The organism is Streptomyces sp. NPDC037301 (assembly GCF_055602785.1).
Window position 1 is genome coordinate 18,467 of record NZ_JBVJWD010000058.1, and the last position, 17,606, is coordinate 36,072.

The following is a 17,606-nucleotide window of genomic DNA, read 5'->3' on the forward strand; positions in this document are numbered from 1 at the left end:
CCGTAACCGCCCTGGCTGTTGGGAAGACGTGCGATGCCTGCTCTGACGAGTGCTGAGGCGCGGGAACGGTTCGCCGCGGCGCGCATCGCCCACCTCGCGACGGCCGACACGGAGGGCCGCCCGCACCTGGTGCCGGTGGTGTTCGCCGTGGACGGCGACGCGGTGATGCTGGCCGTGGACCACAAGCCGAAGCGGACGACGCGGCTGAAACGTCTGGCCAACATCGCCGCCAACCCGTCGGTCTGCCTGCTCACCGACCACTACGAGGAGGACTGGGACTGCCTGTGGTGGGCGCGGGCCGACGGCACGGCCCGCGTGCTCCCGCCACCGGACCGGTCCTCCGAGGCGGCCCGCGGCATCGGCCTGCTCACGGCGAAGTACCGGCAGTACGCCGACCGGCCCCCCGGCGGACCGGTGGTCGAGGTCTCGGTCCTGCGCTGGAGCGGCTGGCGCGCGTCGTGACAGCACGTCGCCGGAGAGTGCGAGCACACTTCGGCCCCTCAAATCCAGGAGGCGGCAGCACTTCGACGTATCGGGCGGACATGCCGGCACCGCCCGCACCGGGCTTTGCCCGGCTGTTCAGTCACGTACACCGTCCGTCCGGGCCTACCTGGGGCGTCCTCCGCTGCCGTCGCAGGTCAGGGGCGGACAGAGTCGACCGCGGCGAGCCAGGCATCGGCGATCAGCCTGTGACCGAGGGGACTTGGATGGACCCCGTCCGGGGCCAGCTCCGCTGCCGCCCTCTCCTCCGCGGCGCGGAGCAGGGCGAGGTCCGCACGGACCACCTGGGCTTCGTTGGCCAGCGCGGCGCGAAGCACGGCGTCGGTACGGGGCGACAAGTCCTCGTACCAGTCGTTCTGGTCGGAGGTGACGGGGAGCAGAAAAGGGGTGATGACGACCAGTCGTGCGGACAGTTTGCGCGCGGTGTCCGCGAGGAGGCGGTCGAGGCATGCCTCGAACTCGTCGACCGGGCTGATGATCCCTTGGTCGTAGCGCCGCCAGGTGTCATTGATGCCGATCTTGACCGTGACCACAGTGGGCCGGTGGTCGATGACGTCGGTGGTCCAGCGGGATTCGAGGTCGTACACACGATTGCCGTTGAGGCCCTTGTTGATGACAACAGGGCCGGGTCCGGCGTCCGCCCGGGCGCGCAGGGTCCGCGCGATCTCCTGGACGTAACCGCTGCCGAGCGATGCGGAACGTGTGCGGTCGCGGCCCGCGTCGGTGATGGAGTCACCGATGAACAGGAGTGTGTCCTTCTCGTTGATGCGCATGTCTGCCGTCCTGGCGTCGGGGTGGTGTGGTGGGGTGGGGGCCGCTCGTCAGCAGGTTGCGTACACCAGCAGACCGCCTCCTGTGGTCAACTACGCCGGAGAGCCGGGTCGGTGAGCCGCCGCGCGCCGCAGCGTAGCGGCCTCGCGCGCCAGCACGGCGGGATCGTCGCCGGGTACGAACTCCAAGAGTGCCTCAAGCTCCACGCGCCGCTCCTTCAGCAGGTCGAAGACCCCGGCCCACAGGTCCGCACGCTCTGCCAGCCGCAGTCGGCGATTGCCCGGCCACCACGAAAAGACATGCACCGCGCTGACCCGGTCGCCGAGCTCGGCGAGCCCCGCCAGCGCCTCCGCGTCGGGAGCGTCGAGCGGCGGCTGCCAGTACGTGCGGAGATTGTCCGCGCCCACCTCGTCCAGCAGCCGGAGAGTCGAGTCGACGGTGTCGGTGAGGGTCATCGAATGGAACTCCAGCGCGAGCTCCAGCCCGTGGTCCGCGGCGATCCCGGCCGCCTCCCGGAGGCCGGCCACGATCCCGCGCCGCTCCTGCGGCGTGGCGGCCCGCGACCCGACTCCGCCCGCCCAGACCCGCACCCGCGGCGCCCCGAGGAGCACCGCGGCCCGAGCGACCGCCGGGAAATCGGCCGGCTCGCCCGGGGTGGCGCGGAAGTACGAGCCGTACGAGCAGCAGGTGAGCCCGTACCTGTCGGAAGCGTCACGGGCCGCGCGGACAGTGCCGGGGTCCTCCGGAGGCGCATGCACGTCCGCTCCCCACTCGACCACCTCCAGTCCCGCGTCCGCGGCGCGGCGTGCGACCTCGGCGGCGGGCAGCCGCCGGAAGGTGACCGAGCACAGACCCAACCTGGTCACGCTGCCACCCGACCCGGTCGGTGGACGGCTCGGAACGCGGCTCGCCGCGCTACGCCTTGTCGCCTCACGGTCACGTCATTCCCTTTCTGCGGTCGCCTCGCGGCGGCATTTCTGTGGCCCTTCCCGGGGCCGTACGGTGGCGGCCGGTGGGCCGGGGCGGCCGGTGGGCCGGGCGGACCGTCTCACCGGCCGCCCCGTCACCGGTGGCCGCTCACGATGCGTTCGGACCCACGTCCGCAGCCGTGAGGGGGTGACGGAGGGCTGGCAGTGTCGAGTACTCGTCGGCACCGATGTCCCGCGTGCTGCCGCGCTGGTCGCCGTCGATGTCATCGACCACTGCCGGGCTGCCCAGCGTGGCCGCGCCGATCGCCGGGCTTCCCGCCGACAGCCGGAGGACACCGTCCGATCCCTGACTGAGCCGGGGGTCGGCCCGTGTGTAACCTCCGGACGGGATGTTGCCGTTGGAGGCCGCACCCCACACCATGTTGCTCTGCCAGGTGAAGCCGGTGGTAGCCCCCATCGCGACGAGGCTGCCGGAGTCGCCGACAAGCAGGTTGTCGGCGATGACGACGTCCCGCGGCTCGAACTCCCGGGTCTCGCCCGAGAGCATGCCGGCGTTGTTGAGCAGGGAGTTGTGCACGATCACCGCGCGGTCGCACGCGTCGTTCCCCCGCCTTTCGTCCGCCGTCTCACCGGAGTTGTGGTCACGGGTGGTGCCACTGCCGACCACCAGGGCCCGGCCCGACAGTCCGCTGAGGTAGTTGTTGACGATCAGGTGGTCGTTGCCGTACAGCCGCACCCCGTCGGTGCCGCCGATCAGGTAATTGCCCTCCACCGTGGAGTGGTTGCCGTGGCGCAGCACGATCCCACCGCGGCTGTTGCGGATGGTGTTGTAACGGACGGTGTTGTCGGAGGACTTCACCGAGATGGCCTCGGGGTCTCCGTCGCAGCGCTCGAACAGGTTGTACTCCACGACCGCGTGGGCGCTGGACAGTGCCCGGCCGCTGACGCCGAGCCGGATCGGCTCACCGCCGTTGGATCCGGTGAAGCTGTGGTCGGAGAAGTGGTTCTTGAAGATGTGGAGGTTCTGGGCCATGTCGGTCGAGCCGGGGCCGTCGACGACGATGAAGATGCCGGCGGTGGTCTTGTCGTGGAAGTGGTTCCGGTCGATCTTCGAGTCGTTCGCCCGCACGACGACCCAGTAGAGGCCGTCGATGTCCGCGAACTGGAAGTCGTTGCGGGTCAGCCGGATCGTCGAGCAGTTTGCCGGGATCTCCATCGTGGCGCTCTGCCGGAAGGCGAAGCCACTGACGGTGATGTTGCTCGAATTGTTGAAGACGAAGCTGCGTTCGCCGCGCAGCACGGCACCGCCGCGGGTCTTCGAGGCGATGGTGATCGGTGCGGCGCCGGTGCCGTTCTTGCCGGAGACATCGATGGCGCCTCCCGACGGAACGGTGTAGGTACCGTCGGCCAGCACGATCCGGTCGCCGGGTGCGGCGCCGTTGATCGCACTTTGGAGTTCGGCCAGGGAGCCGACCGGTATGTCGGCCGCCGATGCGCTCCCCGACAGCGAGGTGGTGAGGGGCACGGCGGCGAGTGCTGCCACCGCGGTGCTTCTGAGGAACGTGCGTCGTTGCATGATGCCTCCTGTTGCGACAAGGACGTACCGGGCCGGATCCGTACGGCCCCCACGGCTGGACGTACCGGTGACCCGCGGTGGGACAGCCGGGGGCGAACAGGGCCGGCTGTCCCTCTCGTGGGTGTGCTCAGCGAGCGTAGGGGCCGACGTCGGCAGGGTTCAGCGGCCGGCGCCCGGGTCGCCTGTTCGAGTACTCGTCCGCGCCCACGTCCCGGGCCCGGCCACGCGGCTGGCCGTCGATGTCGTGGGTGATGGGCGGCCGCCTGAGTGTGCCCGCGTCGATCGCCGGGCTGTCCGGGGCCGGCCGGGCGATGCCGTCCGGGCCTGTCACCAGCTTCGGGTCGATCCGGGTGTAGCCACCGGCCGGAATGTTGCCGTCGGCGGCGGCGCCCCACAGGATGTTGCCGGACCAGGTGAAGCGTACGGTGTTCGCCATCGCGACCAGTTCGCCCGAGTCCGAGACGAGCAGGTTGTCGGCGACGGTCACGTCCCGGGGCTCGTGCGGGCGCTGGCTCTCCCCGGAGAGCGTGCCCTTGTTGTTCACAAGGGTGTTGTACGCGATGACGACCCGGTCGGGTGCGTCGTTGCCGCGGCGCTCCTCGGGCGTTTCGCCGGGCAGGTGGTCGCGGGCCGAACCGCTGCCGATCACCAGGGCCCGCCCGGCCAGGCCGGCGAGGTAGTTGTTGACGATCAGGTGGTCATTACCGTAGATCCGCAGACCTTCCGTGCCGGCGACGAGATGGTTGCCCTCCACCCGGCTGCGGTTGCCGTGCCGCAGGACGATCCCGCCGAAGCTGTCGCGGATGGTGTTGTACCGGATGACGTTGTCCGAGCTCTTGACGGAAATCGCCTCGGGGTCGCCGTCGCAGCGCTCGAACAGGTTGTACTCCACGACCGCGTGGGCGCTGGACAGCGCCCGGGGGCTGACGCCGAGCCGGATCGGCTCGCCGCCGTTGGACCCGGCGAAGCTGTGGTCGGAGAAGTAGTTCCGGTACACGTGGACGCGCTGGGCCATCTCCTCCGTGCCCGCGCCCTCGATACCGAGGTAGATGCCGAGCGTGCTCTTGCCGTGGAAGTGGTTGTGGTCGACCGAGCTGTCGTCCGCACGCACCATCACCCAGTGCACGCCCTCGATGTCGGCGAGCCGGAAATCGTTGCGGGTGAGCCTGATGTGCGAGCAGGTCTCGGGGATCTCCAAGGTGTTGCTCTGACGGAAGGAGAAGCCGCTGACGGTGATGTGGCTGGACCGGTCGAAGACGAAGCTGTGGGCACCGTCGAGGACGACGCCGCCGCAGGACTGGGCGACGACGGTCACGGGCGCGCGCTCGGTGCCCTGCTTGTTCCGGATGGTGACGGGCCTGTCCGACGGGACGGTGTATCTGCCGTCGGCGACGACGATCCGGTCACCGGGCCGTGCCCGGTCGATCGCGGCCTGGAGCTCGTCCAGTGAGCCGACGGCGGCCGGGGCCGCCGTCGCGCTTGCGGTCAGGAGACCGCCGGTGGGGACGGCGACCAGCGCCGCCCCTGCCGCGGTACCCATGAGGAACGTGCGGCGTTGCATGATGCCTCCGTGAGTGTGGTGGTGGATCGGGGGCCGGTACCTGGCTCAGCCGTCGGCCCGGTCGGCCGGAGCGTCCAGGTACAGCTCGATGACGGGCACGGGGGTGTCGGGGCGCTGGACGGGGATCTCGAGCGTGAGCGTTCCGGCGGGCTGCCCGCCCATCTCGGTGTTGAGCGCGGGCCGGTCGGGGTCGATATGGACCTGGATGATCTCGGACGCGTCGTTCAGCAACTGGGCGTAGCGCACCCGGCCGGCGAGCCCCGGCAGGTGCAGATGGCGCAGCGGCCAGGCGAAGAGGTGGACGTAGAGCCGGTCGCCGCGCTGGGTGTACCGGCACTCGGAGGGGGCGGTGTACGGGGACGGGCCGCAGCCGCGGACCGACCGCTCGTGCAGGTCCATCCACCGGCCGATGTCCCCGAGGACGGCGACGGCGCGCGGGTCGAGGTCGCCGCGGCCCGTGGGGCCGACGTTGAGCAGCAGGTTGCCGCCCTTGGACACCCCGTCGACGAGCATGCGGATCAGCAGGTCGGCGCTCTTGTGGTCGAGGTTGTCGCGGTCGTAGCCCCAGCTTCCGTTCAGCGTCTGGCACGCCTCCCACAGCACGGGCCGCCCGTCCTTGGTCATGGGGCCGGAGGGCTGGTACTGCTCGGGGGTGACGAAGTCGCCGGGAAGGCCGGTCCTGTCATTGACGAGGACGTGCGGCTGGATTTCGCGGATCGTGTCCAGGAGCTTCGGGGAGTCCCAGTCGTCCGGGCCCTTGCCGCCCCACCAACTGCGGCCTGCGTAGGAGAAGTCGAAGAACAGGTAGTCGACGCGTCCGAAGGACGTGAGCAGTTCACGGACCTGGCCGTGCAGATAGCGCTGGTAGTCGCGGATGTCGCGGTCGGCGGTCGCGGCCTTGAACTCCTCGTCGTCGCGCTGGGGATGGGTGCCGTCGACGGGGAAGGACGGGTGGTGCCAGTCGATCAGGGAGTAGTAGAGGCCGACCTTGAGCCCTTCCGCGCGGCACGCCTCGACGAACGGCCCGACGAGGTCGCGGCCGTGCGGGGTGTTGGTGACCTTGTAGTCGGTGAGGGCGCTGTCCCACAGGCAGAAGCCGTCGTGGTGCTTGGTGGTCAGGACGACGTACCGCATGCCCGCCGCTCTGGCCGCCCTGGCCCACTGGACCGGGTCGTAGCGGTCGGGATCGAAGTGGTCGAAGTAGACCTGGTACTGCTCGTCGGTGAGCTTCTCCCGGTTCTTGACCCACTCGTGCCGTGCGGCGAGGGAGTACAGGCCCCAGTGGACGAACATCCCGAACCGGTCAGTGGTGAACCAGGTCGTGTCCGGGGTCGCCGCGGGACCCGTGGTCGCGGCGGGCGCGGACGGGTACGCCCGTGGGGTGTCGGCGCTCGGGGTCATGGGGGCATCGCTCCTTGTCGTCGGCGTCTGGTGGTGCGTTCGGTGCGCGGTCGGCGCGACCGGAGGGCTGGTTGGTGCGGGGTGGTACGGGACAGGGCGGGCGCGGGCGGGGTTCGGACCGGTCGACGGACGTCCTCGCGCAGCCGGCCGCCGGGGCGAGGACGTGCCACGTGGGCGGTGTCGTCGCCACGCGTCGGCCCGCAGGCCGGGCACCGCTCGCGCGGCCGGGCGGGCGAGCGCGTCGCGGGGCGGGCCTGACGGGCGGACGGCTCGTGGTGTCAGCCCTTCAGGGCGCCGGAGGACAGACCGTGGACGAAGGAACGCTGGAAGAAGAGGAAGACGATCACGGAGGGGAGCAGGGCCAGCAGGGAGGCGGCCATCACCACTCCAGGGGTGACGGCGGGGTCGATCCGCAGGGTTCGCAGCGCCAGGGGGAGCGTGTAGGAGGAGGAGTCGGTGGAGACGAGGAGGGGCAGCAGGTACTGGTCCCAGATCATGGTGAAGCCGAAGACTCCGATGACCCCGAGCGCGGGCTTGCACATCGGCAGGATGATCTGGGCGAAGATGCGCAGGTCGCCCGCGCCGTCGATACGAGCGGCCTCTTCGAGTTCCCGGGGCACGTCCTTCATGAACTCGGTCATCACCAGGATGGAGAATCCCCAGGCTCCCAACGGGACGATCATTCCGGCCAGGGTGCCGATGAGGTTGAAGTGGACGATCGGCAGATCGGCGAGGATCAGGGACAGCGGGAGGGCCAGGATCTCCTCGGGCAGCATCAGCGTTGCCAGGATGGCGACGAGCACCAGCGTCATCCCGGGGAAGACCTTCCTGGCCAGCGCGTATCCGGCCAGGACGGAGACGGCCACCTGGAGCAGCAGTCCGAAGCCGACCACGAAGAACGAATTCAGCAGGTACGCGAGCACGCCCTGGTCGAAGGCGATCCTGAAGTTGTCCAGAGTGGCGCCCGAGGGGATGATGCTCAGCTGTGTCGGGTCCTTGACATGGCCGAAGGCGCTGACCAGCAGGGCCAGCAGGGGCCCGGCGAAGACGATCAGGACCAGCAGGTAGGTGACGGCCTTCAGGATCCGCCCGCCCGGGCTCCTGCTCTCGGTCAGGCCCAGCGCGGTCTCGTTCGGGGCGTTCATTTGCTCTCCCTCCGTCGCAACAGGTGGACGACGACTGTCAGGATCAGCGTCGCGACAAACAGGAGGACGGCTCCCGCCGCGCCGACGCCGAGTCGGTTCTGCTCCAGCCCGAGCTTGTAGATCAGGGTCATCACGACCTCGGTGGAGCCGTCGGGCCCGCCGTTGGTGAGCAGGAACACCTCGGTGAACACGCGCAGTCCGCGGATCGCGGCGAGGATGAACAGGATCGAGAACACGGACCGCAGTCCGGGCACCGTCACATGCCATACCCGCTGCAGCCTGGAGGCACCGTCGACCTTCGCGGCCTCGTACAGACCGCGGTCCACACTCGTGAGCCCGGCGAGGAAGATCATCATGTCGTAGGGGGCGCCCCGCCAGATGCCGGTGAGCATGATGGAGGCCATCGACGTGTCGGGGTCGTTGATGAATCCGGAGGGGCCGAGCCCCACCAGGCCGAGGATGGAGTTGAGCATTCCGTCCTCGGTCGGGTGGTACATGATCCGCCAGAGCTCGGCGACGACCGCGATGGGCACCACGACCGGCAGGAACGCCGCGGAACGCACGAATCCCAGTCGGCGGCCCTGTCCTTCCATCAGCAGCGCGAGTACGAGGCCGAGAGCCATCGAGCCGGCTGTCTGCCCGGCGGCGAGGACGACGGTGTGCCACGCGGCCTCACGGAAGCCGTCGGAGTGGAGCACCGTGGAGTAGTTCTCGGTGCCGACCCACTTGTTCCCGAGATACGGCTGGACGTCCTGGAAGGACATGGTCAGCGCGTTGGCCATGGGGATGAACTTGAAGTACAGGAAGAGGAGCAGTGCCGGGGCCAGGAACAGCCAAGGCGTCCACCATCGGCCCGCCCGGCGGTCGCGGCCGCGGCGGTCGGCGGCGGTCGCGCCGGGCGGGCGGCCCGTTGTCCGGGCGCCGGGGCCGGCCGCCGAGGGGACGGCCGGATTCGCCTGGTCGAGACTCATGACGCGGCGATTCCCTGTTCCTTGAGGATGTCGGCGAGCTGCTTGTCGAGCTCGCCCAGCTTGGTCTCGAGGTTCAGGCCGCAGTCGGCCATCAGCGCGTTGACGGCATCCGCGGTGGTCTGCCGCACCGGGGTCCAGTTCGGGATGGACGGCGCGTACCGTCCGGAGGTCTGGTACGCCTTGGCGTACGTCGCCCAGCGGGGGTCGGGGCGGACCTCGGAGATGTCCACCGTCTTGTTGACGGGCAGTTGCACGGTAAAACCGGTCTCGCCCTTCATCCCGGTCTTCTGGCCCTCGGCGGAGATGGCGAAGTCGGCGAAGGCGTCCTGGCCCACCTGGTTCTCGGAGCCCGCCATCAGGTAGATGGAGCCACCCTCGGCAAGCACGGTGGCGTCCTTCGGGCCCTTGGGCATCGGCACGACCTCGTACTTGTCCTTGCCGAGGGTCTCGTCGAAACGAGGCAACAGGTACGGGCCGACGACGAACATGCCGGTCCGGCCGGCCTCGAACGTCTCATTCGTGGGCGGGGTCTCCATGGTCACGGCACCGGGCTGAATGACCTTGTCCTTGCAGCCGAGGTCGCGGAACCAACGCACGGCCTCGACAGATTCCTTCGTGGTCATCGCGGGCTTGTACTTGCCGCCCCCGGTCTCGGTGATGAAGTCTCCGCCCGCGGCCCAGAGGAAGTTGGAGAAGTACCAGGAGGCGTAGCCGCGCTTGGTGGACAGGGGAGCGGCGAGGCCGAAGGTGTTCTTCTTGCCGTCGCCGTCGGGGTCCCCGGTGGTGAACGCTTCGGCCATCGCGGCGAAGTCGTCCCAGTTCTGCGGGACCTGGAGCTTCAGTTTCTCGCGCCAGTCCTTGCGGATGAGCAGCGCGGACGCCTGCGCCGAGTACGGCAGGCCGAACTGCTTGCCGTCCACGCTCTTGCCGGAGTCCAGCGCCTGGCCGACGGCCTGCTCACTGCTCTTGACCTTGTCCAGGTCGATCTCCCGGAGCAGGCCTTGGCTGTGCATGGCACCGAGCTGTGTCACATCGTTCATGACGATGTCGGGGAGGTTCTTCTGCGCGGCCCGCTGCTGCAGCTTGGTCTCGAAGTCGTCGAAGATGGCCGTGACCTTGACCTTGTAGCCCGTGGCCTTCTCGAAGGCGGCAGCGACTCTGAGCGTGCCCTGCTCTCCCGGCCCGCCCGGTGTGGTCCTGACCCACAACTCGAGCGGTGCCTTGGAGTTCTGCTTGGCGTCCACTCCCGCAGGCCCGGATGTACAGCTGGTGAGGACCAGTGCTGACGCGAGGAAACCCGCACCGATCCATCGCGATCTCTGCATGACAACTCCTGTTTCGCCGCATCACAGCCGGCCTGGAAAGCGCTTGCCGGGGACGCTAACGGGGTCCGAATCCTCGGTCAATAGTCCGATGAATGCAAATAGTTCGCGACGCCCCTCGGGAGTCTGCGCAGACCTGCCTCCGCACGCAGCCGCCGCGGTCCGACATCCCCGCGTGGGAAGCGGGCGTTCCGAGGTGTTGCCTGATGAGGCGGTAGTTAGGCCGTGCAAGGCATCGATCGCCCGGCATCGCGGCGATCGCACACGATCACGACAGTTACCGGGGCGCCGAACACGAGCCAGCTAAGCTTCACTTGAGGGTCTTTTCAGTCATCCGATGTATCGTGCTGCAAGTGCGCCGACCGAGGCGCTGGCAAGCCATGCCAATGTTCACCATCCGGTCAGACGCTTCCCCGTGCGCCGACCGGGGTTCGCGGATCCATTCGCTGACGAACCGTCAGCGAAAGAGCTGAGGAGCGTACCCGACATGAACGAGCCGGCACCCGGACCGACAGCACTGTTGGTCATGGAGGAAGAACGCAGGGCAGACGTCTATCCCCGTGAGGTTCTGGCCGAAATCGACCAGCTCGTGCATTGGCAGGGTCCACCCCTCACACGGCAGCAGCTCGACGAGGATCCCGGCGTGCTGCGAGGGGTCGATGTCCTGCTCACGGGCTGGGGCGCGCCCGTCCTCGATGCCGCCTTCCTGGCGCATGCCCCCCGGTTGCGGGCCGTCCTCGTCGCGGCGGGCTCCGTGCGGCACCTGACCACGCCCGCTTTCTGGACACGCGGCATTCCGATCGTCTCCGCGGCCGCAGCCAATGCCGTCCCGGTGGCGGAGTTCACCCTCGCGCAGGTCCTCCTCGGGCTGAAGCAGGTGCACCGCATCACCCGGGAGGTGGCGAGCAGCCGACGCTTTCCTCACAATCCCAAGGTCCCGGGTGCCTACCGCTCACGCGTGGGCCTGCTGGGGCTCGGACACATCGGTCGTCTCGTCGCGGCCCACCTCAGCCGCTTCGACATCGAGATCCTCGCCACGGACCCCATCGCCTCCGCCGACACCGCCCGGCGGACAGACGTCCGGCTCGTTGGCATTGAGGAGCTCTTCGCCACCTGTCACGTCGTCAGTCTCCACGCACCACTCCTGCCTGAGACCCGCGGCACGATCGGGGCACGGCTGCTGAACTCCCTGGGGCCGGGCGCGACGCTGATCAACACCGCGCGTGGCGCGCTCATCGACGAGCGAGCCGCAGTGGAGGTCCTGCGCGCCAGACCCGACCTCACCGCTGTACTCGATGTCACGCACCCCGAGCCTCCGGCCAGTGACTCGCCACTCTTCACCCTCCCCAACGTCGTCCTGACACCCCATCTCGGCGGTGCCCTCGGGGCCGAACGTCACCGTCTCGGACAGCTTGTGCTCGACGAACTCCGCCGCTTCACAGGGGACCAGCCTCTTCAGCACGCCATCGACCCCACCCGCGCCGCGTCCCTGGCCTGACGCCGCGCCGGAACGCCACAGTCGGCGACGCCCTGGGCGGAGTGGCTGCTCGGGCGCGGTCCGGCGTACGTCAGTGGCGTAGGTTCGGGGCAGCGCGCCGCCCTGCCCGTCGGCAACCGAGCAGAGCGCACCGCCGTGACCGAACACTCCCACGTATCACCGGTACCGCAAGCGTCCGAGGCCCAGCTGTCCGCAGGTCTTGTGGAGTACCAGGACACCGGCGGTGACGGGCCCGTGCTCGTCCTGCTGCACGGGGTGACCATGGACGGTTCGCTCTGGCGGCATGTCGTCGCCGATCTGCGCTCCGATTACCGATGTGTTGTGCCCACTCTGCCGCTCGGTGGCCATCGCCGGCCCATGAAGCCGGACGCCGACCTGTCGGTCCTCGGTGTGGCCCGGCTGGTCGCGGAGTTCCTCGACGCACTCGATCTCGCCGACGTCGCCTTCGTCATGAACGACTGGGGCGGGGCGCAGGCCCTTGTCGCGGACGGGCGGGATCAGCGGATCGGCCGGCTCGTCATCACGTCCTGCGAGGAGTTCGACAACTTCCCGCCGGGGCTGCCGGGGAGCAACCTCCACACCTCCGCGAAGCTGCCCGGCGGGTTGAAGTCGGCCTTCTCCCTCTTGAAGGCGAAGCCGATGCGGCGGCTGCCCATGACCTGGGGGTGGATGAGCAAGCGTCCGGTGCCCCACGAGGTGATGGACGCGTGGTTCCGGCCGCTGTGGACGTCCAAGGAGATCCGGCGGGATCTGCGGAAGTACGTCCTCGGTGTGCCGCCGAAGAAAGAACTCCTCCGGTGGGCCGAGAAGTTGCGCGAATTCGACCGACCCGCGCTGGTGGCCTGGGCGGCCGAGGACAAGGTCATGCCGCCCGAACACGGGCGCAGGCTCGCCGTGTTGCTGCCTCGGGGCGAACTCGTGGAGATCCCCGACAGCTACACGCTCATTCCCGAGGACCAGCCGCAGCAACTCGCCGGACATATCAGGGACTTCTTGCGGAACTCCTGAAGCGTAGGACTCCCGTCCCGGCGCCCTCCCGCACGCTCCCGCCCGGCCGGGGGAGGCAGGGCCGGGCGGGGCGGGCGGGAGTACGGACGGGGTGAGGGCAGGCGGGAGCGCGGGCGGTCAGGGGCGGGCGCCCTCCCGGGTCGAGACGGTGACGTGCTGGACGCGCATCGGGTGCCCGGGCTCGGTGGCGGGCCCGCGGTGGCGCCGTCGGCGGTCGGGAGCATGCCCGCCCATGGCCACGTTCAGGATCAGGAACAGCCCGTGGTGCACCGCCCGGTCCCAAGTCCCGGCATCCATCTGGGCAGCGGTCACCCGGTGGTACTCCCGCCCGTCCAGATACCAGCGCACCTCCTCATCGGGCCGCCTCCCGGGTGAACTCGTCATGCAGCTCGGAGAGTTGGGCGATAGCCTTGCCGTGACCAGGGCTCGTCACGAGATCCCTGCTGTACCACTCAGCGGGACACCATCCTCGGCCTGTGCCGACGAGCTCGAGCGCACGTCGACAAGGATCCGGCGCGGGGCGTTCGATCGCCTGTTGCAACCGGCCTTCTCGAAGGGGCAGCCAGTGAAGTACGTGCCGCAGTGGCTGACGTCCACGTCATGGGATGAGGCCGGCACACTCGGCCTCGAAACGGATGCTTCAGCGCCGGCGGCCGAGTGGCCCAAGCCTGTGCGAGAAGGTCTGGAAGTGGCGCGCGAGTACGGGCTTCCGGCCGAGGTGGACGGGATGTTCTATCCCAGCAGCCGCGGCGGCGCGTTCACTCGGGCAGGCGAAGGTGCCGCCGGGCCGTTCTGGCGGCTCGGACAGCACGATTCGCAGCTCGGCGACTCGTACGTGTCCGAGTGCGTGCTCGACGAGAAAGGATGGGTCGTGCTCCTGCTCCACCGGCGCCTCGCCCGCGACTACGACCACCGGCCCGACAACGCCGCCTCCCGCGTCTACTGGGCCTCCACCGCGGGCATGCTCCGCCGCCTCACCACCCCCAGCCCCGCCTGGCGCGACGACGTCGAGCTGGCTGCGTGAACGTCACCGAACTCCTGCGGCTGTTGCAGGCCGAACACGACGAGACCGCCGCACGCGCCGACAGCCTGCGCGAACAGATCGACCAACTCACCAGTGCCCTGGCCGAGGTCGAGGCCCGCCTCGCCGAGATCGTCACCACCGGCAAGGTCATCGACGGCCTCGCCCTGCCCGAACCCACACAAGCCCCCGCAGAGCCCGCCACCGTCTACCAGCGCATCGTGACCGCCTTCAACGAGCATCCCGGGCGGATCTTCCGGGTTCGTGACCTACACGAACTACTCGGGCTGCCCACCGACGAGCCCTCGATCAACGTCACCTGCTCCCGCCTGGGACGACTTGTCCGTCAGGGACTCCTCGACCAACCCGGACGCGGCCGGTACCGGAAACGGACTAACGCCGCACTTCGTGGGCTGGAATCGGCACAGCCGACGGCCGCCACTCTCGCCTGATCAACCCGAACACCCACGAGTCGGATACCTCGCCGTTCACGACGCAGTCTTCCCGCAACGTCCCTTCACGCACGAATCCGATCTTCTCCAGGACCCGGGCAGACGCCACGTTGCGCGTATCGGTCTCAGCCTGAACTCGATTCAGGTCCAGTGCGTCGAATGCCCACTGCAGCACGGCGTGCGCGGTCTCCGTCGCGAAGCCGTGGCCCCACATCGCATCGTCGAGGCAGTAGCCCAACGACGCGCTGCGGTAGTCCGGGTTCCATCCGGTCAGACCGCACCAGCCGACGAAGGCCCCGTCAGAAGCACGGTCGATGGCCACCCGCGCCCCGGTGCCTTCGTCCGCCATCTTCCGGCACATCGCGATGAAGCGCTCGGCGCGGGCCTGTTCGTTCCACGGCGGGGAGTCCCAATAGCGCATCACGTAGGTGCTGCTGTGCAGCGCGAAGAGGGAGTCCGCGTCGGCGTCGGTGAAGGGGCGCAGTCGCAGGCGAGCGGTGTGCAGTATGGGGGTGGCCAAAGTCATGCGCACCATCTTGTGTCCTCATGGGCAGGCAGAACACCGAATATCCGATCCCGGTCCGGCCCTCACGACCAAGGCACCGCCTACCAGCAGATCGGACTCGATCCTTCCAAAAGATCGAGCCTCGATCAAACCCGGAACGGTTCATTCTCCACCCTCACCCGCCGGATCCTGCGAAGAGGTCAGTTCGCCAGCCAGGACGAACTCGCCGAAAAGATAGACGAGTTCGTCCTGGCCTACGACCAGACCGACGCTAAGCCCTACCGATGGACCTACGACGGCACCCCACTCAGAGGGTGTCATGAGGCTTGATGTCGGTTTCATTCTTGGGGTTGGGTGAGGCTCGCTGGTCGCGGGTTCGTAGCCGGCGCTATGGGTGGGGCTGGGCAAACAAGCCGGGTTCGGGCTCGGTGAGGATCCCCCGGCTGACCATGTGCTTGAACTTGAAGCGAATGCCCTCGGTGTTCTTCGGCAGGATGGGCAGGTCGAGGGCCTCGCACAGGTCCCGGGCCCGCATCGACCGGCCGGTTTCGGCGAAGACTTGAGAGGTACCGACAACGCACCCCAGTCGGCCCCCGCTCCGCCGGGCCGGGCATCGTGCCTCCGACCCCCGCGGAACACTGCTGACGCGGCAGCGGTGGAAAAGAAGGTGCTCCTGCCGCGCGACATCCTGCCGTCTCACGTAGTCAAGAGGGGTATGCACGGGGATCACGGAACAAGAGAACGGTCGGGGGCCGAGTGAAATCAGCACAGGAGGATCAGTACCTGGAGTTCGTGGCCGCGAGGGCGAAGGCGCTGTACCGCTCGGCGTACGTACTCGCGGCCGGCGACACACATCTTGCCGAGGACCTGGTCCAGGAAACCCTCAGCCGGGTGTACGTGCACTGGAAGCGGGTGGCCAGAGCGGACAGCCCAGCGGCCTATGCCCAGACGGTTCTGGTCCGCACCTCCCTCACCCTGCGGCGTCGGCGAAGCACCGGCGAGCGCCCCATCGGGAACATGCCCGACAACGCGGCGGCCGGCCCGGACGCCGCACTGCGGCTCACCCTGCTGGACGCGCTCGGTCAACTGCCGCCCCGAGACCGGGCGGTGCTGCTGCTGCGCTACTGGGAGGACCGCAGCATCGAGGAGACCGCCCGGATGCTCAAGCTGAGCAGCAGCGCGGTCCGCTCCCAGGGCACCCGGGCACTCAACAGGGTGCGCGCGTTGCTCGGCGACAGCCTGTCCGACCTGGTTCCGCACTGAACACCGGTGCACACAGGTCGAACCCACCGCAAAATCCCTATCAGCGACAGAAAAGGTGACGCCAGCATGCCGTTCGAAGCAGACCTCGCACACGCCCTGGACCGCGCGACCGACTCCCTCGAACCCGATCTCACCACGCTCACGAGCGGAGCCGTCGAGCGCGGGCGGAGCCGCAGTCGGCGTCGGCGCAGCGCGGGCGTCATCGCCGGGGTCGGCGCCTGCGCCGCGATCGCGGCAGCCGGCCTGGTGCTCCCCGGCGTGCTCGCCGGGACTCGCTCCGCAGGATCCGACATGGAAACGGTGGCGCTGGCGATGCCCCGTTCCGCGATCACCGGCACCCAGATGATCGACGCTGTGAAGAAGACGTTCCCCGGGGGCCGGTTCGGCCAGGAGCACGGACAGAGCAACGACCCCTCGAATCCGTCCAGCGGGTGGGTCGCCAACGGCGGAGTGGACGTCAACGACGGGCGCGGCGCCGCCAACGTCGGTGTCTCGGCCCTGCGGCTCAAGCTGCCGCTCAGGAACAGCGAAGGGCTGAACTGCGACCATACGGCCGGGCGTGCTGAGGTCGGCGACACCTGCAAGCTGAGCGAACTGCCGAGCAGCGCCGCGCTTCCCGGCGGAGCCCTGGTGATGTCGGAGAAGATCGCGGAAAGGCAGCCGATTGGCGCCGACCCCGTCCCCGACTCCGACATCGCTCACCGCTGGACGACGACGGTGACCCTGAAGTCGACCGGCGCCCAGCTTCAGATGGTGCAGTGGAACACCGCCGGCGACTTCGGTAGCGGAAACAGGCCGAAGCCGACCCGTAACGCTCCCCCGCTCTCCCAGAAGCAGGCGGTGGCGGCACTCACCGGTCCCACCTGGGCGCCGATTCTCGGTGCCGTCGGCTGACCCGTTGCATTGCCGAAAATGGGGGCAGAACCTCCATGACCTGCTGCGCTGGCAGGTCATGGAGGTTCTGGTCGGTGCCGTCGTCCCGCCACAGGCCGAAGTAGTAGTACACCGCGCCGCTGGGCGGTAGGTTGCCTGGCAGGTAGGCCCACTGACAGCCTGTCCGGGACTGGTACAGGATCGCGTTGACGATCTCCCGCATCTCGTACCTGCCCTCGTGGCCCGTGGCCGAGGGCCGCCCGGCCTTCCACGCAGCCAGCACGGGCTCGATCAACGCCCACCGCTCGTCGGACAAGTCGCTCGGGTACGGCAAACGGCTTGCGCTCAGCCACCCCACCACCCCAGCACGGCCAAGCCCACCGACCAGCAGAATCGCTCCAGACCCACACGATCAGGCGACCACAGAACGGAAATCAAGCCTCATAACGCCCTCTCAGGGCGGAGAGGAAACGGACTCCTGCGGAGCAGGGCAAGGAGCGGAGTTTCGCCCCCAGGGCGAAAGGCCGTGCTGTGACCCGCAGATTTGATCTTAACTCGCAGAACCACTAGTTTGTGAGCGTGACCGCGAGCCGTGTGAAGCGGGCGTTCAAGTACCGTTTCTATCCGACTGATGCGCAGGCAGCCGAGCTGTCACGCACGTTCGGTTGCGTGCGGAAGGTCTACAACCTGGCGCTCGCCGCCCGCACGGAGGCTTGGGTGCGGCAGGAGCGGGTCAACTACAACGCAACGTCGGCGATGCTGACGGCGTGGAAGAAGACCGAGGAGCTGGCGTTCCTCAACCAGGTCTC

Annotated in this window: 18 protein-coding genes and 2 pseudogenes; 8 read left to right on the forward strand and 12 right to left on the reverse strand. The window is 68.8% G+C overall.

Annotation, left to right across the window (positions count from 1 at the left end):
• Positions 1-33: 33 nt before the first annotated feature.
• Positions 34-462, forward strand: coding sequence for a TIGR03668 family PPOX class F420-dependent oxidoreductase (locus ACZ7IB_RS42410; protein ID WP_470920186.1), 429 nt, complete (start codon positions 34-36; stop codon positions 460-462).
• 176 nt (positions 463-638) lie between these two features.
• On the opposite strand, the gene ACZ7IB_RS42415 is transcribed toward ACZ7IB_RS42410, so the two are convergent.
• From ACZ7IB_RS42415 to ACZ7IB_RS42450, 8 genes are all read right to left on the reverse strand, one after another.
• Positions 639-1,274 carry an SGNH/GDSL hydrolase family protein gene (locus tag ACZ7IB_RS42415; protein WP_470920187.1) on the reverse strand — a complete coding sequence of 212 codons (636 nt, stop codon included), beginning with the start codon at positions 1,272-1,274 and terminating at the stop codon, positions 639-641.
• 90 nt (positions 1,275-1,364) lie between these two features.
• A complete protein-coding gene (locus tag ACZ7IB_RS42420; RefSeq protein WP_470920189.1) occupies positions 1,365-2,138 on the reverse strand; it encodes a sugar phosphate isomerase/epimerase family protein in 774 nt (257 codons plus the stop codon).
• Between the two features lie 211 nt (positions 2,139-2,349).
• Positions 2,350-3,777: a chondroitinase-B domain-containing protein gene (locus ACZ7IB_RS42425; RefSeq protein ID WP_470920190.1), complete on the reverse strand. Its 1,428-nt coding sequence runs from the start codon at positions 3,775-3,777 to the stop codon at positions 2,350-2,352.
• A gap of 127 nt (positions 3,778-3,904) precedes the next feature.
• Positions 3,905-5,338 (reverse strand): chondroitinase-B domain-containing protein, encoded by a 1,434-nt coding sequence (locus ACZ7IB_RS42430; RefSeq protein WP_470920191.1) that lies wholly within the window; start codon positions 5,336-5,338, stop codon positions 3,905-3,907.
• Positions 5,339-5,383: 45 nt separating this feature from the next.
• Positions 5,384-6,739, reverse strand: a complete 1,356-nt coding sequence (locus ACZ7IB_RS42435) for an alpha-L-fucosidase (RefSeq protein WP_470920193.1) — start codon at positions 6,737-6,739, stop codon at positions 5,384-5,386.
• Between the two features lie 278 nt (positions 6,740-7,017).
• Positions 7,018-7,884 (reverse strand): carbohydrate ABC transporter permease, encoded by an 867-nt coding sequence (locus ACZ7IB_RS42440; RefSeq protein ID WP_470920195.1) that lies wholly within the window; start codon positions 7,882-7,884, stop codon positions 7,018-7,020.
• Positions 7,881-8,855, reverse strand: a complete 975-nt coding sequence (locus ACZ7IB_RS42445) for a carbohydrate ABC transporter permease (RefSeq protein WP_470920197.1) — start codon at positions 8,853-8,855, stop codon at positions 7,881-7,883. The genes ACZ7IB_RS42440 and ACZ7IB_RS42445 overlap by 4 nt, the downstream gene beginning before the upstream one ends.
• Positions 8,852-10,180, reverse strand: a complete 1,329-nt coding sequence (locus tag ACZ7IB_RS42450; RefSeq protein WP_470920199.1) for a sugar ABC transporter substrate-binding protein — start codon at positions 10,178-10,180, stop codon at positions 8,852-8,854. Before ACZ7IB_RS42450 ends, ACZ7IB_RS42445 begins: the two co-directional genes overlap by 4 nt.
• A gap of 484 nt (positions 10,181-10,664) precedes the next feature.
• Between ACZ7IB_RS42450 and ACZ7IB_RS42455 the strand changes: the two genes are divergently transcribed.
• Together ACZ7IB_RS42455 and ACZ7IB_RS42460 are read left to right on the forward strand one after the other, a co-directional pair.
• Positions 10,665-11,675, forward strand: a complete 1,011-nt coding sequence (locus tag ACZ7IB_RS42455) for a hydroxyacid dehydrogenase (RefSeq protein ID WP_470920201.1) — start codon at positions 10,665-10,667, stop codon at positions 11,673-11,675.
• 135 nt (positions 11,676-11,810) lie between these two features.
• Positions 11,811-12,683, forward strand: a complete 873-nt coding sequence (locus ACZ7IB_RS42460) for an alpha/beta fold hydrolase (RefSeq protein ID WP_470920203.1) — start codon at positions 11,811-11,813, stop codon at positions 12,681-12,683.
• Positions 12,684-12,800: 117 nt separating this feature from the next.
• Here the strand turns inward: ACZ7IB_RS42460 and ACZ7IB_RS42465 are convergent, their stop codons facing one another.
• Positions 12,801-13,067 carry a hypothetical protein gene (locus ACZ7IB_RS42465; RefSeq protein ID WP_470920204.1) on the reverse strand — a complete coding sequence of 89 codons (267 nt, stop codon included), beginning with the start codon at positions 13,065-13,067 and terminating at the stop codon, positions 12,801-12,803.
• Between the two features lie 490 nt (positions 13,068-13,557).
• On the opposite strand from ACZ7IB_RS42465, the pseudogene ACZ7IB_RS42470 reads away from it, so the two are divergent.
• Together ACZ7IB_RS42470 and ACZ7IB_RS42475 are read left to right on the forward strand one after the other, a co-directional pair.
• Positions 13,558-13,707: pseudogene (locus ACZ7IB_RS42470) on the forward strand (IS5/IS1182 family transposase); the annotation flags it as partial.
• On the forward strand, positions 13,704-14,156 hold the full coding sequence (locus ACZ7IB_RS42475; RefSeq protein ID WP_470920206.1) for a type IV toxin-antitoxin system AbiEi family antitoxin domain-containing protein: 453 nt from the start codon (positions 13,704-13,706) through the stop codon (positions 14,154-14,156). The pseudogene ACZ7IB_RS42470 and the gene ACZ7IB_RS42475, both read left to right, overlap by 4 nt.
• On the opposite strand, the gene ACZ7IB_RS42480 is transcribed toward ACZ7IB_RS42475, so the two are convergent.
• Together ACZ7IB_RS42480 and ACZ7IB_RS42485 are read right to left on the reverse strand one after the other, a co-directional pair.
• Positions 14,098-14,682, reverse strand: coding sequence for a GNAT family N-acetyltransferase (locus ACZ7IB_RS42480; protein ID WP_469433526.1), 585 nt, complete (start codon positions 14,680-14,682; stop codon positions 14,098-14,100). The two genes, ACZ7IB_RS42475 and ACZ7IB_RS42480, sit on opposite strands and share 59 nt — an antisense overlap.
• Positions 14,683-15,049: 367 nt before the next feature.
• Positions 15,050-15,196: a hypothetical protein gene (locus ACZ7IB_RS42485; protein ID WP_470920208.1), complete on the reverse strand. Its 147-nt coding sequence runs from the start codon at positions 15,194-15,196 to the stop codon at positions 15,050-15,052.
• A gap of 221 nt (positions 15,197-15,417) precedes the next feature.
• Here ACZ7IB_RS42485 and ACZ7IB_RS42490 point away from each other — a divergent pair, with 221 nt between their 5' ends.
• Together ACZ7IB_RS42490 and ACZ7IB_RS42495 are read left to right on the forward strand one after the other, a co-directional pair.
• Positions 15,418-15,924: a SigE family RNA polymerase sigma factor gene (locus ACZ7IB_RS42490; protein WP_398634087.1), complete on the forward strand. Its 507-nt coding sequence runs from the start codon at positions 15,418-15,420 to the stop codon at positions 15,922-15,924.
• Between the two features lie 66 nt (positions 15,925-15,990).
• Positions 15,991-16,818 (forward strand): hypothetical protein, encoded by an 828-nt coding sequence (locus ACZ7IB_RS42495; protein WP_470920211.1) that lies wholly within the window; start codon positions 15,991-15,993, stop codon positions 16,816-16,818.
• A 96-nt stretch (positions 16,819-16,914) separates the two neighbouring features.
• Here the strand turns inward: ACZ7IB_RS42495 and ACZ7IB_RS42500 are convergent.
• Positions 16,915-17,146: pseudogene (locus ACZ7IB_RS42500) on the reverse strand (transposase); the annotation flags it as partial.
• A 230-nt stretch (positions 17,147-17,376) separates the two neighbouring features.
• Between ACZ7IB_RS42500 and ACZ7IB_RS42505 the strand changes: the two are divergent.
• Positions 17,377-17,606 (forward strand): helix-turn-helix domain-containing protein (locus ACZ7IB_RS42505; protein WP_470920212.1); only part of this gene is annotated, 230 nt, incomplete at its 3' end.

Excerpts from the sequence above, each read along its gene's own strand:
- ACZ7IB_RS42415 (WP_470920187.1), bottom strand. The coding sequence starts at position 1,274 with ATGCGCATCAACGAGAAGGACACACTCCTGTTCATCGGTGACTCCATC.
- ACZ7IB_RS42435 (WP_470920193.1), bottom strand. The coding sequence starts at position 6,739 with ATGACCCCGAGCGCCGACACCCCACGGGCGTACCCGTCCGCGCCCGCC.
- ACZ7IB_RS42495 (WP_470920211.1), top strand. The coding sequence starts at position 15,991 with ATGCCGTTCGAAGCAGACCTCGCACACGCCCTGGACCGCGCGACCGAC.
- ACZ7IB_RS42410 (WP_470920186.1), top strand. The coding sequence starts at position 34 with ATGCCTGCTCTGACGAGTGCTGAGGCGCGGGAACGGTTCGCCGCGGCG.
- ACZ7IB_RS42480 (WP_469433526.1), bottom strand. The coding sequence starts at position 14,682 with ATGACTTTGGCCACCCCCATACTGCACACCGCTCGCCTGCGACTGCGC.
- ACZ7IB_RS42440 (WP_470920195.1), bottom strand. The coding sequence starts at position 7,884 with ATGAACGCCCCGAACGAGACCGCGCTGGGCCTGACCGAGAGCAGGAGC.
- ACZ7IB_RS42430 (WP_470920191.1), bottom strand. The coding sequence starts at position 5,338 with ATGCAACGCCGCACGTTCCTCATGGGTACCGCGGCAGGGGCGGCGCTG.
- ACZ7IB_RS42465 (WP_470920204.1), bottom strand. The coding sequence starts at position 13,067 with ATGACGAGTTCACCCGGGAGGCGGCCCGATGAGGAGGTGCGCTGGTAT.
- ACZ7IB_RS42455 (WP_470920201.1), top strand. The coding sequence starts at position 10,665 with ATGAACGAGCCGGCACCCGGACCGACAGCACTGTTGGTCATGGAGGAA.
- ACZ7IB_RS42485 (WP_470920208.1), bottom strand. The coding sequence starts at position 15,196 with ATGCGGGCCCGGGACCTGTGCGAGGCCCTCGACCTGCCCATCCTGCCG.
- ACZ7IB_RS42450 (WP_470920199.1), bottom strand. The coding sequence starts at position 10,180 with ATGCAGAGATCGCGATGGATCGGTGCGGGTTTCCTCGCGTCAGCACTG.
- ACZ7IB_RS42425 (WP_470920190.1), bottom strand. The coding sequence starts at position 3,777 with ATGCAACGACGCACGTTCCTCAGAAGCACCGCGGTGGCAGCACTCGCC.
- ACZ7IB_RS42445 (WP_470920197.1), bottom strand. The coding sequence starts at position 8,855 with ATGAGTCTCGACCAGGCGAATCCGGCCGTCCCCTCGGCGGCCGGCCCC.